At 72.2% G+C, this 14,720-nt stretch carries 12 protein-coding genes and 1 pseudogene; 2 read left to right on the top strand and 11 right to left on the bottom strand.

The genetic code is table 11. The features are described from left to right. Nucleotides 1-90: 90 nt before the first annotated feature. The 10 genes and pseudogenes from ACGFYN_RS06690 to ACGFYN_RS06645 form a co-directional block, all read right to left on the bottom strand. Nucleotides 91-1,287 (bottom strand): hypothetical protein, encoded by a 1,197-nt coding sequence (locus ACGFYN_RS06690; RefSeq protein ID WP_393864651.1) that lies wholly within the window; start codon nucleotides 1,285-1,287, stop codon nucleotides 91-93. A gap of 95 nt (nucleotides 1,288-1,382) precedes the next feature. Next, nucleotides 1,383-2,933 (bottom strand): alkaline phosphatase D family protein, encoded by a 1,551-nt coding sequence (locus tag ACGFYN_RS06685; protein WP_393864650.1) that lies wholly within the window; start codon nucleotides 2,931-2,933, stop codon nucleotides 1,383-1,385. 304 nt (nucleotides 2,934-3,237) lie between these two features. Continuing rightward, nucleotides 3,238-4,674, bottom strand: a complete 1,437-nt coding sequence (gene obgE / locus ACGFYN_RS06680) for a GTPase ObgE (protein ID WP_393864649.1) — start codon at nucleotides 4,672-4,674, stop codon at nucleotides 3,238-3,240. Between the two features lie 135 nt (nucleotides 4,675-4,809). Then, complete coding sequence (gene rpmA, locus ACGFYN_RS06675; protein ID WP_356180782.1) at nucleotides 4,810-5,064, bottom strand: 50S ribosomal protein L27; 255 nt, start codon at nucleotides 5,062-5,064, stop codon at nucleotides 4,810-4,812. A gap of 14 nt (nucleotides 5,065-5,078) precedes the next feature. Continuing rightward, nucleotides 5,079-5,399 (bottom strand): 50S ribosomal protein L21, encoded by a 321-nt coding sequence (rplU, locus tag ACGFYN_RS06670; protein WP_165331511.1) that lies wholly within the window; start codon nucleotides 5,397-5,399, stop codon nucleotides 5,079-5,081. A 270-nt stretch (nucleotides 5,400-5,669) separates the two neighbouring features. Continuing rightward, on the bottom strand, nucleotides 5,670-9,461 hold the full coding sequence (locus tag ACGFYN_RS06665) for an Rne/Rng family ribonuclease (protein WP_393864648.1): 3,792 nt from the start codon (nucleotides 9,459-9,461) through the stop codon (nucleotides 5,670-5,672). Between the two features lie 260 nt (nucleotides 9,462-9,721). Next, complete coding sequence (locus tag ACGFYN_RS06660) at nucleotides 9,722-10,486, bottom strand: TIGR03936 family radical SAM-associated protein (protein WP_393864647.1); 765 nt, start codon at nucleotides 10,484-10,486, stop codon at nucleotides 9,722-9,724. Between the two features lie 48 nt (nucleotides 10,487-10,534). Next, nucleotides 10,535-10,723, bottom strand: a pseudogene (locus tag ACGFYN_RS06655) (hypothetical protein); the annotation flags it as partial. A gap of 96 nt (nucleotides 10,724-10,819) precedes the next feature. Beyond that, on the bottom strand, nucleotides 10,820-11,119 hold the full coding sequence (locus ACGFYN_RS06650; protein WP_393864646.1) for a hypothetical protein: 300 nt from the start codon (nucleotides 11,117-11,119) through the stop codon (nucleotides 10,820-10,822). Nucleotides 11,120-11,234: 115 nt separating this feature from the next. After that, on the bottom strand, nucleotides 11,235-11,789 hold the full coding sequence (locus ACGFYN_RS06645) for a TetR family transcriptional regulator (protein ID WP_393864645.1): 555 nt from the start codon (nucleotides 11,787-11,789) through the stop codon (nucleotides 11,235-11,237). Between the two features lie 217 nt (nucleotides 11,790-12,006). Here ACGFYN_RS06645 and ACGFYN_RS06640 point away from each other — a divergent pair, with 217 nt between their 5' ends. After that, nucleotides 12,007-13,098, top strand: coding sequence for an ABC transporter permease (locus ACGFYN_RS06640; RefSeq protein ID WP_393864644.1), 1,092 nt, complete (start codon nucleotides 12,007-12,009; stop codon nucleotides 13,096-13,098). 215 nt (nucleotides 13,099-13,313) lie between these two features. Beyond that, nucleotides 13,314-13,598, top strand: a complete 285-nt coding sequence (locus ACGFYN_RS06635) for a BlaI/MecI/CopY family transcriptional regulator (protein WP_393864643.1) — start codon at nucleotides 13,314-13,316, stop codon at nucleotides 13,596-13,598. Nucleotides 13,599-13,970: 372 nt separating this feature from the next. Here ACGFYN_RS06635 and ACGFYN_RS06630 read toward each other — a convergent pair whose 3' ends face one another. After that, entirely contained in the window at nucleotides 13,971-14,627 is a 657-nt protein-coding gene (locus ACGFYN_RS06630; protein ID WP_393864642.1) for a DedA family protein, read from the bottom strand. Between the last annotated feature and the right edge of the window lie 93 nt (nucleotides 14,628-14,720).

Genomic DNA, 14,720 nt, shown 5'->3' with positions numbered 1-14,720 from the left:
GCATTCACCTTGCAGTGCTGGTGACGCCGGGAGGCCCCCCGCAGGCTCCCGGGGACGGCGGTTGGTTGCTGTGAGTAACCGCACAGCCGGTCAGTGGCGGCGCAGCTTCCTCAGACAGCGGTGGCCGAGCACCTTCACGAGTTCCACCGAGGACGTCTGGTGAACCGTGCGCGATCTGGCCGGCGTGCTGTGCCGTACGGGCACCTCGGCGGCCGCGGCGAGCGCGCCGTACAGGGCCTGGGCGGCCACCTCGGGAGCGATGCGCGGCTCCTGCGGGGACTCACCCGCGGGCTTCGGGACGGCGGACAGCAGCGCAGGGTCACCCAGCACCCGTACGCCCGTATGAGTGATGGCGTCAATCATCTCCGCGGCGATCCCGGCGGCGGCCTCGGCCGCCCACCGCGGTGTCGAGATCTTCACGTCATGCGATGTGGGACTGCACGAGTTCTTCATATGCATGACGGCGCCGTTACGCACCAGTTTGGAATAGAGCTCGTCCGGCAGTCCATTGCCGCGGAATTCCATGTTGAGATTTCGCAGCATTTCGGTCTCGGCGAGAGTAAGCGAACGATTCGCCGTGTCCGGAACGGGCTGTAGGAGATTCGCGGGCAGTCCGAGGAGCGCCTCGAAGGTGCGCATGAGGCCGCCGCGGTCCCGGTCGTCGACCACGACGACGGTGATCCGCTCCGTGCCGACCGCCCGCGCCCACCGGGCGACCAGCCGGTCGTGCCGGTGCCGGCGCCAGAAGCTGGGGTTGGGCTGCTCGTACGGGGCCTTGCGGAGCATGTGCTCGAGCCAGTCCTCGTAGCCCATCCGCAGACCGTTCTGCACGTACTGCTGCCACTGCGAGGGCATGATCTTCGCCAGCGGGCGCAGGGTGACCAGGACGTGCACGCGGTCGCCGCCGAGCTGCTCGACGATCCGCGCGATCGTCTCGTCGTCATCGGCGTCGGCGAAGAACTCGCTGCTGACCGCGGCCGTGCGGTCGCCGGTGTCGCGCACCTGCCGCACCAGCTTCGTCCAGTGCCGCTCGGTGGGCACGGCGTCGCCCATCATCCCGGGACGCGCGACGGCCGCGAGCGCCGCCTCCATGGGGTGCCGGGTCTGCCCGGGGAACTCGACTCCGTGCGCGGGCAGTTGGTCCTGCGCGGCGAACAGCGCGCCCTGGATCGAGGTCGTCCCGGTCTTGTGCGGGCCGATGTGCAGCAGCCGGGTGCCCGGGGGCAGCGGGGCGGGGCGGTCGGAGTCGTTCGCCCGGGCGTCATCTCTCGTACAGTCGGTCGCCATGGTTAAGGGAGGGTAAGACTCACACCTGAGACTTACCTGAGAACGGCCTGGAACTCCTGTGAGCCCAGGCCCCTCTCCGGCCGCTGTCACCGCGTTCAGGCGAGTTCGACCCCCGGCCGGCCGTTCTCCACCCGCAGCCGCGCCTGCGTGCTCGGCGTCGCCTGCGGACGTACGACCGTGTCCACCACCCGCACCTGCGCGTCGATGCCGTCGCGGTGGATGTCGAAGAGGTGGTAGCCGCGGTGGGCGTCGATGAACTTCCAGTGCGGGTTGTCCGCCTTCAGCGGGTCCCACTGGGCGTGGAAGGCGGCCTGGTCCTGGTCGCCGTTGCTGGAGATGGACGTACCGACGAACTCGGCGCCCACGACCTCGGACTCCGGGTCGGAGTAGTCGGTCCTCAGGTCGCTGATCATCGTCAGGTGGCGGTCGCCGCTGAGCACGACCGGGTTGCGGACCTCGGCGAACTCGTCCAGCAGGGCGTTGCGTTCGACCTGGTAGCCGTCCCAGGCGTCGTAGTACCAGAGCTTGCCCTCGCCGGGCAGGATGTCGGTCTCGGCCATCATGATCTGCGAGGCGACGAGGTTCCAGCGGGCGGGCGAGTCCAGCATCCCGTCCATCAGCCAGGCCTTCTGCTCCGCGCCCAGCATGGTCATCGACGGGTCCTCCGCACCGGCCTGCGTGGTCGCCTGGTCGCTGCGGAACTGGCGGGTGTCGAGGACGTTGAGGCGCACCAGGCGGCCGAACTCAAGGCGGCGGTACATCTGGATGTGCGGGCCGCTCGGGATCGCGGTCGCCCGGACCGGCATGTGCTCGTAGTACGCCTGGAAGGCCGCGGTCAGCCGGGCCACGAAGGCGTCGTGGGACTGCTTGTCCGGGTCCTGCGGGACCTCGCCGGCCCAGTCGTTGTCGACCTCGTGGTCGTCGAACGTGACCACCCAGGGCGCGCTGGCGTGGATCGTCAGCAGGTCGGGGTCGGTACGGTACTGCGCGTACCGGTTGCGGTACTGCTCCAGGGTGTACGGCTCCCCCGTGCCCTCGTGCCGGCGCGGACCCGCCGACGACGGCGTGGACTCGTAGATGTAGTCGCCGACGAACAGGACGAAGTCTGGGTCCTGCTCGACCATGTCGGCGTACGGCGTGAAGTAGCCGTGCTGCCAGTTCTGGCAGGACGCGAGGGCCACCCGCAGGAAGCCGTTCTTCGCGTGCGGGTGGGGGGCGGTGCGGGTGCGGCCCGTGGGCGAGATCTGGCCGCCCGCTCTGAAGCGGTACCAGTAGGCACGGTCCGGGCGCAGGCCGCGGACGTCCACGTGGACGCTGTGCCCGAACTCGGGGCGGGCCTGGGCGACGCCCCGGCGCACCGTCTTCCTGAGCCGTTCGTCCTCGGCGATCTCCCACTCGACCGGGACCACCTGGTCGGGCATCCCGCCGCCGGCCAGGGGGGCGGGGGCGAGCCGGGTCCACAGCACGATGCCGTCCGGCAGCGGGTCACCGGAGGCGATCCCGAGGCTGAAGACCCCGTCGGGCAGTGTGCCTTCGGCCGCCCGCGCGGTGCCCGGCAGCCAGAGCACGGCGGAGGCGGCGGCTCCGAGTACGGCTGTGCCGGCGGTCAGAAAGCGGCGTCGGTCTGGCGAGCTTGCTCCGGTCATCGGCTAACTCCCTTGCCTCGCAGGCCTCTTGGACACGTGAAAGCTCACGCAGCCGGACGGTCCACGGACTGAACGCAACCCTTCGCGTGCATGACAAATGGGCAGACAACAGGAGACCCGTCGCGACACAGGAACAACGGGAGGAACGTGATCTGGTCACAGCGGATCCCGCGTCGCCTCAATTGACGGGCATCTCGGGCATGTTCGGTACGGGAAGATCGAGCCGAATTTCGCGTTCGTGCCGCGACGCGGCGTGGGCCGGCGCTGGTGACCAGCGCCGGCCCTCGTGTCTCGGTTCAGCCGGTCAGAACGGCTCGAACCCGTCGAACTCCCGAAGGGACTGGTCCCGCTCCGCGTCGCGGTCCCGGCGCCGCTGCGCCGCGGGTCGCGGTGCCTCGAAGCGATGGTCCTCGCCGCGCCGGCCGAGCATCTCGGCCCCGGACATCATCGACGGCTCCCAGTCGAAGACCACGGCGTTGTCCTCGGGTCCGATCGCGACACCGTCGCCGGACCGGGCGCCCGCCTTCATCAGCTCCTCCTCGACACCGAGGCGGTTGAGCCGGTCGGCGAGGAAGCCGACGGCCTCGTCGTTGCTGAAGTCGGTCTGCCGCACCCAGCGCTCGGGCTTCTCGCCGCGCACCCGGAACAGCCCGTCCTCCTCCTGCGTCACCGTGAAGCCCGCGTCGTCGACGGCCTTGGGCCGGATGACGATCCGCGTCGCCTCCTCCTGCGGCCGCGCGGCACGCGCCTTGGCCACCAGGTCGGCGAGCGCGAACGACAACTCCTTCAGGCCGAGATGGGCCACCGCCGACACCTCGAAGACCCGGTAACCGCGCGCCTCCAGATCCGGCCGCACCATCTCGGCGAGGTCCTTGCCGTCGGGTACGTCGATCTTGTTGAGGACGACGAGCCGCGGCCGCCGGTCGAGCCCGCCGTACTGCTTGAGCTCCTCCTCGATGACGTCGAGGTCGGAGACGGGGTCGCGCTCGGACTCCAGCGTCGCAGTGTCCAGCACGTGCACCAGCACGCTGCACCGCTCCACGTGCCGCAGGAACTCCAGCCCCAGGCCCTTGCCCTGGCTGGCGCCCGGGATCAGCCCCGGCACGTCGGCGATGGTGTAGACGGTCGAGCCGGCGGTCACCACGCCCAGGTTCGGGACCAGCGTCGTGAAGGGGTAGTCGGCGATCTTCGGCTTGGCGGCGCTCAGCACCGAGATCAGCGAGGACTTGCCCGCGCTCGGGTAGCCCACGAGCGCCACGTCGGCGACGGTCTTCAGCTCCAGGACGATGTCCTGGAGGTTCCCCGGCTCGCCGAGCAGCGCGAAGCCGGGCGCCTTGCGGCGGGCCGAGGCCAGCGCCGCGTTGCCGAGTCCGCCGCGACCGCCCTGGGCGGCGACGTACGAGGTGCCGTGGCCGACGAGGTCCGCGAGCACGTTGCCCGCCTTGTCCAGCACCACCGTGCCGTCCGGCACCGGCAGCACCAGGTCCTGGCCGTCCTTGCCGGAGCGGTTGCCGCCCTCGCCGGGCTTGCCGTTGGTGGCCTTGCGGTGCGGGGAGTGGTGGTACTCGAGGAGGGTCGTCACCGACTGGTCGACGGTGAGGATCACGTCCCCGCCACGCCCGCCGTTGCCGCCGTCGGGCCCGCCGAGCGGCTTGAACTTCTCACGGTGGACGGAGGCACAGCCGTGGCCTCCGTTACCCGCGGCGACATGCAGTTCGACGCGGTCCACGAAGGTGGTCATGGTAGGTGCCTCCAGCACTGCGAATACATACGGATATGTCTCTTGCCTAACACGCGAAAGGCGGACCCGCCTTCCCGACCGGGAAGTGAGGTCCGCCTCGCGAAACGTTCGGTCAGAGCCGTGAAGTCCGAGGACTCAGGCGACCGGAACGATGTTCACGACCTTGCGGCCACGGTGGGTACCGAACTCCACCGAACCGGCCTGCAGCGCGAACAGCGTGTCGTCGCCGCCACGGCCGACGCCCGCACCGGGGTGGAAGTGGGTGCCGCGCTGGCGGACCAGGATCTCACCCGCGTTGACGACCTGACCGCCGAAGCGCTTCACGCCGAGCCGCTGGGCATTGGAGTCGCGACCGTTCCGGGTGGACGATGCGCCCTTCTTGTGTGCCATCTGTTCTCAGTCCCTTACTTCGCAGCCGTGGGGATCTCAGTGACCTTGATCGCCGTGTACTGCTGGCGGTGGCCCTGGCGACGGCGGTAGCCGGTCTTGTTCTTGTAGCGAAGGATGTCGATCTTGACACCCTTGTGGTGGTCCACGATCTCGGCCTGAACCTTGATGCCGGCCAGCACCCACGGGTCGCTGGTCACGGACTCGCCGTCGACAACGAGCAGGGTCGAGAGCTCGACCGTGTCGCCAACCTTGGCGGTGGAAATCTTGTCAACCTCAACGATGTCGCCGACAGCAACCTTGTGCTGGCGACCACCGCTGCGCACGATGGCGTACACGCGGATCTCACTCTCTCGCTCGGGAACGGCACCCCCGCAGTCCAGCCGTCCGGAAAGACGGGCGGCCTCTCCAGGGCGGCCGGTGCAATGCACCCGGCGCTCCGGAGGAAGAGGTTTACGGGGATGTGGCGCGTCCTAGTCCATGGACACGCCGACGGTCAAGGTTACGGGGCGGGTGCCGAGGGGGTCAAACCGGGCCGGGCCCCACAGACGTGCGGCCGGTCACATGGACCGGCCGCACACCTCACTGCATCGCTCCGCTCGCGCGGATCAGCTCTCGTCGGCGGCGGCCGAGACCGCGGCCTTCTTCGCCGTCGTCTTGGCCGCGGCCGTCTTGGTGGTCTTCGCCGCCTTCTTGGCCGTGGTCTTCTTCGCCGCCGTCTTCTTGGCCGCCGTCTTCTTGGTGGCGGCCTTCTTCGCGGTGGCCTTCTTGGCCGTCTTACGGGCCGTCTTCTTGGCCGGAGCGGCCTCCTCGGCGCCCTCCTGCGCGGCCGGCGCCTCGTCCGCCGTGCCCGACGCGACGACCATGACGGCCGTCTCCTCGGACGCGGTGGGCGCGGTCTCCTTGCGCACGGCGCGGCGCCGCGGACGGGCCGGGGTGGCGCTCTCCGCCGGAGCCTCGGGTTCCGGGGCGGACTCCGCGACCGGCTCGGCCTCGGCGGCCGGCGCGGACTCGGCGATCGTCACCACGGCTGCCTCGGCCCCCGCGGGCGAGCCCGCCGGAGCGGACACCTTGCGGGTGGCGCGACGGCGTCCACGCCCCTTGGGCGCGGCCTCGTCGGCGGCCGGAGAATCCGCCGGAGCGACGGCGTCCTCCATGGCCGCGGGCTCGGCGAGCACCTCGGCGGCGGGCTCCGGCTGCACCGGACGCTCCACCTCGGCCTCGACGGTGACCTCCTGGGCCGTCGGAGCCTCGGACTTCCTCTCCTCGCGGCGCGGCGCACCCGCCGGAGCGGACGCCCGGCGGCCCGACCGGCGCCGCGAGCGGCCACGGCCGGCCGCGGCCTCCGCCTCGGCGACGCTGCTGTACAGCTCCTCGTCGGGCGAGAAGTCGGGCTCGGCCAGCGCGACCGGCGCCGCCGCCTCGGCGGCGACCTCGGCCTCGGACTCCTCGGCGGTCTCCGGAACCTCGACGGCCTGCGCGGTCTCGTGCTCGTGGACGTGCCCGTCGCCGCCGCGCCCGCGCTTCTTGCGCTTGCCGCCGCCACCGGCGGAGGTCGGCTGCTCCATGTGCACGATGACACCGCGGCCGTTGCAGTGGACGCAGGTCTCGGAGAAGGACTCCAGCAGGCCCTGGCCGACCCGCTTGCGGGTCATCTGCACCAGGCCCAGCGAGGTGACCTCGGCGACCTGGTGCTTCGTACGGTCGCGGCCCAGGCACTCCAGCAGGCGCCGCAGCACCAGGTCCCGGTTGGACTCCAGGACCATGTCGATGAAGTCGATGACGATGATGCCGCCGAGGTCGCGCAGCCGCAGCTGGCGGACGATCTCCTCGGCCGCCTCCAGGTTGTTCCTGGTGACGGTCTCCTCGAGGTTGCCGCCCTGGCCGGTGAACTTGCCGGTGTTGACGTCGACGACGACCATCGCCTCGGTCCGGTCGATCACCAGCGAACCGCCGCTGGGCAGCCAGACCTTGCGGTCCAGCGCCTTGGAGAGCTGCTCGTCGATCCGGTAGGTGGCGAAGACGTCGACCTCGGAGGTCCACTTCGACAGGCGGTCGGCGAGGTCCGGCGCGACGTGCGAGACGTATCCGTGGATGGTCTCCCACGCCTCGTCGCCGCTGACGACGACCTTGGTGAAGTCCTCGTTGAAGATGTCGCGGACGACGCGGACGGTCATGTCCGGCTCGCCGTACAGCAGCGTCGGGGCGTTGCCGTTCTTCGACTTCTTCTGGATGTCCTCCCACTGCGCCTGGAGCCGCTCGACGTCGCGGCGCAGCTCGTCCTCGCTGGCGCCCTCGGCGGCGGTGCGCACGATGACGCCCGCGTCGTCGGGGACGATCTTCTTGAGGATGGTCTTCAGCCGGGCCCGCTCGGTGTCGGGCAGCTTGCGGCTGATGCCGGTCATCGAGCCCTCGGGGACGTACACGAGGTAGCGGCCCGGGAGGGAGACCTGGCTGGTCAGACGCGCGCCCTTGTGGCCGATCGGGTCCTTCGTCACCTGGACGAGGACCGACTGGCCGGACTTCAGGGCGGACTCGATGCGGCGCGGGCCGTTGGCCATGCCGAGCGCCTCGAAGTTGACCTCACCGGCGTAGAGCACGGCGTTTCGGCCCTTGCCGATGTCGATGAAGGCGGCCTCCATCGACGGCAGCACGTTCTGGACCTTGCCCAGGTAGACGTTGCCGACGTACGAGGTCGACTGCTCCTTGTTGACGTAGTGCTCGACGAGCACGCCGTCCTCGAGGACACCGATCTGCGTGCGCTCACCGCTCTGCCGGACGACCATCACGCGCTCGACGGCCTCACGGCGGGCCAGGAACTCGGCCTCGGTGATGATCGGCACACGGCGGCGGCCCTGCTCACGGCCTTCGCGGCGGCGCTGCTTCTTGGCCTCCAGACGTGTGGAGCCCTTGATGGACTGCACCTCGTCGGACGGCTCGGACTTCGGCCGGGGCTCGCGGACCTTGACGACGGTGCGCTCGGGGTCGCCCTCGCCGGGCTCGGCGTCCGCGGAGGAGTCACCGGCGCGACGGCGGCGACGGCGACGACGGCGGCTGCTGGAGGAGCCGCCGCTCTCGTCGGCCCCCTCCTCGTCGTCGTCCTCGGACTGCTCGGCCGTGTCCTCGTCCTGCGCGGCGCTCTCGTCGGACTCGTCCGACTCGTCGTCACCACCGGAGTCGGCGGTGTCGCCACGACGGCGGCGACGGCCGCCACGACGACGGCGACGGCGCGAACCGGTCTCCTCGGAGTCGTCGCCGTCGGCGGCGTCCTCGGACTGCTCCTCGGCCTCCTCCGGCTCGTCCTCGGCGGTCTCGGTGGTCTGCGTATCGGCCTCGTCGCCGAACGCGGCGCCCCGGCGACGGCGCCGGCGGCGCGCCCCGGACCGCTCCTCGGACCGCTCTTCGGACCGCTCCTCGGGAAGCTCCTCCGGTTCGGCGGGCTCCTCGGCGTGCTGGGCTGCGGCCTGGGCGGCGGCCCGCTCCGGCGTCTGGAACTGCGGTTCGGTGAAGACGGGCGCCTGGAACACGGCGACGGCGGGGCGCGCCGGGCGGCGCGGCTCCTCGCCCTCGGCGTCCTCGGCGTCCTCGGCGTCCGCCGCGGCCCGGGCGGGCGCGGAGAACCCGGTCGCGGCCTTACGGGCGGTCCGGCGACGCGAGCGGCGCGGCGCGGCCTCCTCCTCGGCCTGCTCGGCGGCGGGCGCCTGCGCCTCCTCGGCGACGGCGGCGGGCTGGGCGGCAGGCTCTTCCACGGGTTCGGCGTCGGTCGCGGCCGCCTCCTCGGCGGGCGCGGTCACACGACGCGTGGCCCGGCGACGGGTGCGGCGCGGGGCGGCCTCTTCGGCAGGCTCGGCGTCCTCGACGGCAGGCTCGGCGGTCTCGGCCGCGGCGGCAGGCTCGGCGTCCTCGGCGGGAGCCGCCTCGGCGGCAGCGGGAGCACCGGCCGGCGCGGAGGCACGGCGGGTGGCACGGCGCCGCGTACGCGCGGCGGGCGCGGGCGTCTCGTCGGCCGCGCTCTCCTCAGCCTCGGTCTCGGCCTCGGCGGGAGCGGCGGCCGCCACGACGGTCTCGGCCGTCTCGGCAGCGGCGGGTGCCCCGGCGGGCGCGGACGCACGGCGGGTCGCACGGCGCCGCGCAGGCGCAGCGGGCGCCTCGGTCTCCACGGCCTCTTCGGACGCGGCGGTGGCCGCCACCTCGGTGGTCTCGTCCTCGTCGGCCTTGTGGTCGTCATCGGCCGGTATGGCCGGCGCGACGATCTCCTCCGGGGTCTCGGAGGCGGCCGCGGCGGGGGGACCCGCCGGGCGGGAAGCGGCACGGCGCCGACGACGCGGCGGCAAGGTGTCGCTCGGAGTGTTCAGTTCGGAGCCCGTCGAGGACTCTGCGGGTTCGGTCGGTTCGAGCATGCGGGCATTTCTCCCGTCAGGCTCCCGGGCGCCGCGCCTGGTCCGGCAGAACGCCGGTGACGTCCGCGGCTCGCGCGATGCGCGGTGCCGCCGTCCGGGGCGCGGGCGCCGCACGGGAGCTTTCCGTGTCCTGTCTCGCCGGTTCCGTACACCTCATGCGTACGGCCTGGCGAAAGTCTTCTGGTCGGTGCGCTGCCCGACCCAGGTGGCTCCCGAGTACGAGGGCGGCGCTTCGACGTCCGTCCTTCGCGGGACCTTCCTTACGCCGGCGCCTTCGCGGCGGCAGCGGAGTCGGCCATGGATAGGGCCGTCGCTGCCTCGCGGTCGGGCGCGAGCGGGTCGGTCACCGTGCCGGTCTCTTCATCGAACAGCCCCTGCGCCAGCCTGGTCACCGCTGCGGGGACCGGCGGCGCCAGGTCGGCCACGGCGCGGAGACCGGACAGGACGTCGTCGGGTCGTACGGCAGGCGTCACGTGCCGAACAACCAGCCGCAGTATCGCACAGGGCTGGTCGGTCGGCCTATCAGCCGTCGAACGGTGCGTTTCCAGTTCCGCGACCGCCGAGCGCGCGTCGAAGGTGCGGATGCCGTTCTTGGCCTTGCGCTGGACCTCGACGGTCCCTGCGGCGTTGAAGGCCGCGACGGCGCGCTCAGCCTCCGCCGGGTCGACGCCTTCCAGCCGCAGCTCCCACACGGAAGCCGTGAGCCGGTCGGCGAGGCCGGAGGTGCGGGCCTCGACCGCGTCGACGATGTCCAGCCCGTCGGGCAGCGACGCGTCGAGCAGCGCTCTCAGCCGCTCCGGATCCCGCTCCTGGGTGAGGGCGATCTCCAGGTACTCCGCCTCACTGCCCGTGCCGGTGGGTGCGGCATTGGCGTACGACACCTTCGGATGCGGCGTGAACCCCGCCGAGTACGCCATGGGCACCTCGGCGCGGCGCAGCGCACGCTCGAAGGCGCGCTGGAAGTCACGGTGGCTGGTGAACCGGAGGCGGCCGCGCTTGGTGTAGCGCAGTCGGATGCGCTGCACCGCGGGTGCGGGCGGCCGGCCTTCGGGCTGTCGCTTGCCCAGTGTCGCTCAGTCCTTCGTGAGTGCGGTCGTACTGCTACCAAGAGTACGTGCCGCGCGGCCCACAGGTTCCCGCCGGTCCACAGGCTCGACCGGTTCCGGGGGCTCGCCGAAGAGCGTGCGCCGGAAGTCGGCCCGTGCCTGCCGGACGGATTCCCGGGCGAAGGCGAGTGCCGGCCGCACCGCCCTTCGGGGGCCTGCCGCGCGGGCTGCTGTTCCGGTGTCCCGGCGGGCGGCTTCTGCAGATCCATACAGGCCTGGACGCCGCAGCCGCCGCCGCGGATCCCGGATCGGTCAGTCACACAGGGCCTGGTCAGCCACCAGCAGGGCATGCCAGTACCGGTAGTACCGCACACCCTCAGGGTGCCCGGTGAACTCGCAGTACTCGACTGCCGCGGCGACGGCCTCGAGCACCGGCGGATAGACGGAGGAGGGCACGTCCGCGTCCGGGGCGGGTGCCGCCAGGCCGCGGATCGCGTCGTGCGCCGCGTCGATCACCTCGCCCTCCAGGTCGGGCAGGCGGGTGCTCAGCACCGCGTAGTACTTCAGGTGTTCCTGCCGTGCCGTGGTGAGGAGATCGCTCGTCCCGGCCATGAGACCTCCCGTGCAGGTGAGGAGAACCGCGTGATGCCGCCAGAGTAGGGCGCCCGGCGCCGAACCGCCCTTCCTCGGGCGGGGAGTTCGGGTCCGCGGGGTGCGGGCCGCCCGTTCAGTGGCTCAGCAGGCTCTGCACCAAGGGCAGCAGTTCCTGCGGGCCGGCGGCCGCCAGCTCCTCGAAGGCACCGGAGCCGCGGCCCAGCAGCACGCCGACGAAGGCGGCCACCGCCACCTCGGCCCGCAGCTGCGGCCGGTCCAGCCCCTGCCGCTCGTAGGCCTCCCGCAAAGGTGCGATCAGCCGGATCCGGAGTTCCTCGTGGGTGGCGGTCTCGACGGCGGGGTCGCGCGGGCGCTGGACCGCGGCCTGGAAGATGGGGCCGGGGCCGCGCTGCCCGATGCGCTCGAACAGCTCCCCCACCCGCTCGGGATCGAGCAGGTCCAGCTCCAGATCGTCGCCCGCCTCGGCGCGCAGGGCGGCGATGAAGAGCTGCGCCTTGCCCCCGAAGTACCGGGCGATCAGGGCCTGGTCGAGCCCCGCGCGTTCGCCGATGTCGCGCACGGTGGTGCGCTCGAACCCGCGCTCGGCGAGCAGTTCGCCCGCGGCCCGCACCAACAGCTCTCTGCTGCGCGCGGAGTCCCTCCGGCGCGCGGGCTTCTCGGCGCTCATCGGCGCGACGTCCCTCCTGTTACGGCCTGTCACTCCCTGCGACTCTGTCATGCCGGGGCCGGCACCTGCGCACCAGGAGGGTTCCGCACCGCCGCGGCCCTCCTTGGACGCAGGCACCGGATTCGCCTACAGTCGCAATGTCAGCAGTTGCTGACTTGTGGGTGCGGGACGCATCCGCCACCTCCCCGGGAGGTGCGATTCACCAGGAGACGCGCTCGTGCTGAAGCAGGACGTCATGAAGCCCGACACCCATCCGGACGTAGGCCGCCACCGCGCGGGGACACCGCCCGACGCCGCACCCGTCCGGCCCGGCCTGACCGGCCCCAAGGCGGTGCTGGCCCCGGTCGTGACCGTGCTCACCATCGGCCTGGTCTTCGTCGCCGTCTTCCTCGCCGCCTTCCACACGCCGCGGGCCCACCGGCTGCCGGTCGCCGTGGCCGCCTCGGACCGGGCGGCGGCGCTCTTCGACGTACGGCTGCAGCGCGCGGCGCCCGACGCGTTCCAGGTGGAGCGCTACCAGGACGCCGACGCCGCCCGGTCGGCGGTCGAGCACCGCACCGCGTACGCCGCCTACGTGGACACCTCCGGATCGCCGCGCCTGCTGTACGCGGGCGCCAACGGCCTCGCCGTCCAGGCCATGGTCACCCCGCTCGGCCACGCAGCCACACCCGACGGCAGGCGGATCGAGGTGCGGGACATCCTCCCGCTGTCGAAGGGGGACAGCCGCGGGCTTTCCGTCTTCTACGCCTCCTTCGGACTGGTCCTCGCGGGATTCCTGTTCGGTCAGATGACGTACCAGCTGGCGCCACGCCTGCCCTTCGCCCAGCGCCTGCTCAGCCTCGCGGTCTTCGCCGTCGCCGGGGGCCTGGCCACCGCGCTCATCGCGAGTACGGTCTTCGACGCCATACCCGGGTCCTTCCTCCCCCTCGCCGGCGTCATCGCGCTCATGGCCGGCGCCGTGGCGGCCGGGACCGGCCTGCTCATCCGGGTCTTCGGCTCGCTCGGCATCCCGCTCGGCTCGATCTTCATGCTGGTCATGGGCAACGCCTCCAGCGGCGGCGTGCTGCCCCCGTCCTTCCTGCCCGGCTGGCTGCAGCCCATGGCCTCCGTCATGCCGGCCGGTGTCGGGGTGCGGGCCGTCAACGGGCTCGCCTACTTCCACCACGACGGGGTCGGGAAGGGCGTGGTGATCCTCTCCGCCTGGGTGGTGCTGTGCACGGCGGCCGTGTACGGCCTCGACCGCGTCGCCGCGTCGACGGGCATCCTGCACGTCGCCCACCGCGGCCGCTCCTCGGCAGCGGGCGCCTGAGTGCGCCACCGGCCCGGCGGCGTCCGCACGGCCTGTTTTTCTACGTCTCGTAGCAATTCGGACCGGCCGGGGAGGTCCCGTGGGCGGACGGGCCGCCGAGCAGAAGGAGGTGCCAGGTGGCGGGCGCCAGGGAGTCCGGGCGGCGAGCACGCGGCGAGCTGGAGAGCGAGGTGCCGGCGGCCCTCTGGGCGGCCGGCTGACCCTCGAACGCGGCCGTGGTGCAGGAGCGCCTGAGCGGCGACACGGCGTACACCACGGTGCTCACGATCCTGACGCGGCTGCGCGACATGGGGCTGGTGACCCGGCGCAAGGAGGGCCGCGGCCATCTGCACGCGCGCGTGCACGACCAGCCGGGCCTCGCGGCGGCGGGGATGCACGCGCTGCTGGACGAGGGCGGGGACCGCGGGGCGGTGCCGGCCCGGTTCGTGTCCGATCTGTCGGCGGAGGACGAGCGGATGCTGGAGCGGATGCTGCACGGGGACGACCCCGGGCGGACGTAGGACCGAGTGACCGAGTGACCGAGTGACCGTGTGATCGAGTTCCGTCCGGACGGCGGTGCCGTGACGTGACGTGACGTGACGTGCGCATGGGGAAACCCTGGTGCCTGACCGCCTTCGGCCTGACGCGGTGGCGGGCGGAGCTGCGATCGGGCTTCTTCACCCGTCAGCAGGCCGTCGCGCCCAGCAAGATCTGGCATCAGCCGGCCGTCCGTCCGCTGCTCGGCCACTGGCTGTGGACGGCGGGGATCGGCGGTCTGCCGACGCCCGGGGCGCGCGCCGCCGATGTCGCCGGACGGGTGGGGATCGCGGCCTGCGTCGCCGGCTGGGCCCCCGCCCGCGGACCTGGCCCCTCTCCTCCCGCACCCTGCGCTCCTACTCCGCGGGGCTCGCCGCGGAGGCGCGCTCCTGCCGCCGCTGACGGCGGCGCAGCAGATGACGTGCGACGAGGGCGGCGAGGACGGCGCCGACGCCGATGAGGACGTACAGCTCGTAGCGCTGGATGGTCGGGTACAGGGTGCCGATGTGGGTTCCGGCGAGCTCGCCGAGGGTCACCCAGACGCCCACCCACAACGCCGCGCCCAGGGCGTTGAACAAGATGAAGCGGCGCCAGGGCAGCTCGCTCAGTCCGGCGACGATGCCGTTGGCCTGGCGCAGGCCCTCGACGAAGCGGGCGACCGTGATGACCTTCCCGCCGTTACGGACGAAGAAGGCCTCCGCCTTCTCGACCCGGGCCGGGGTGAGCAGCACGTAACGGCCGTAGCGGGTGACGAGGCGGTGGCCGCCGTAGCGGCCGATGACGTAGCCGACGTTGTCGCCGCAGACGGCGGCGACGAAGGCGATCACGGCGACCGCGACGACGTTCAGCTGCCCCGCTCCCGCGTACACGGCGGCAGCGATCAGCACCGTCTCCCCGGGGGCCGGCACACCGAAGTCCTCCAGGAAGAGCAGGCCGCCGACCGCCGTGTAGCCCCAGTGGTTCAGGAGCGGCGCGAGGTCGGCGAACACGCCCGGCAGTTGAGGCGCGGACATCAGGGATCACCTCTGGATCGATCAGAGCCGCGATCCCCGGGGTACCCCGGGGAGGCGGCGCCATGCTGGTGCCGGGCCCCGTCCGGTGGCGGC

Source organism: Streptomyces sp. NPDC048419, assembly GCF_043200415.1.
GTDB lineage: Bacteria > Actinomycetota > Actinomycetes > Streptomycetales > Streptomycetaceae > Streptomyces.
This window is presented reverse-complemented; position numbering and strand designations above follow the sequence as displayed.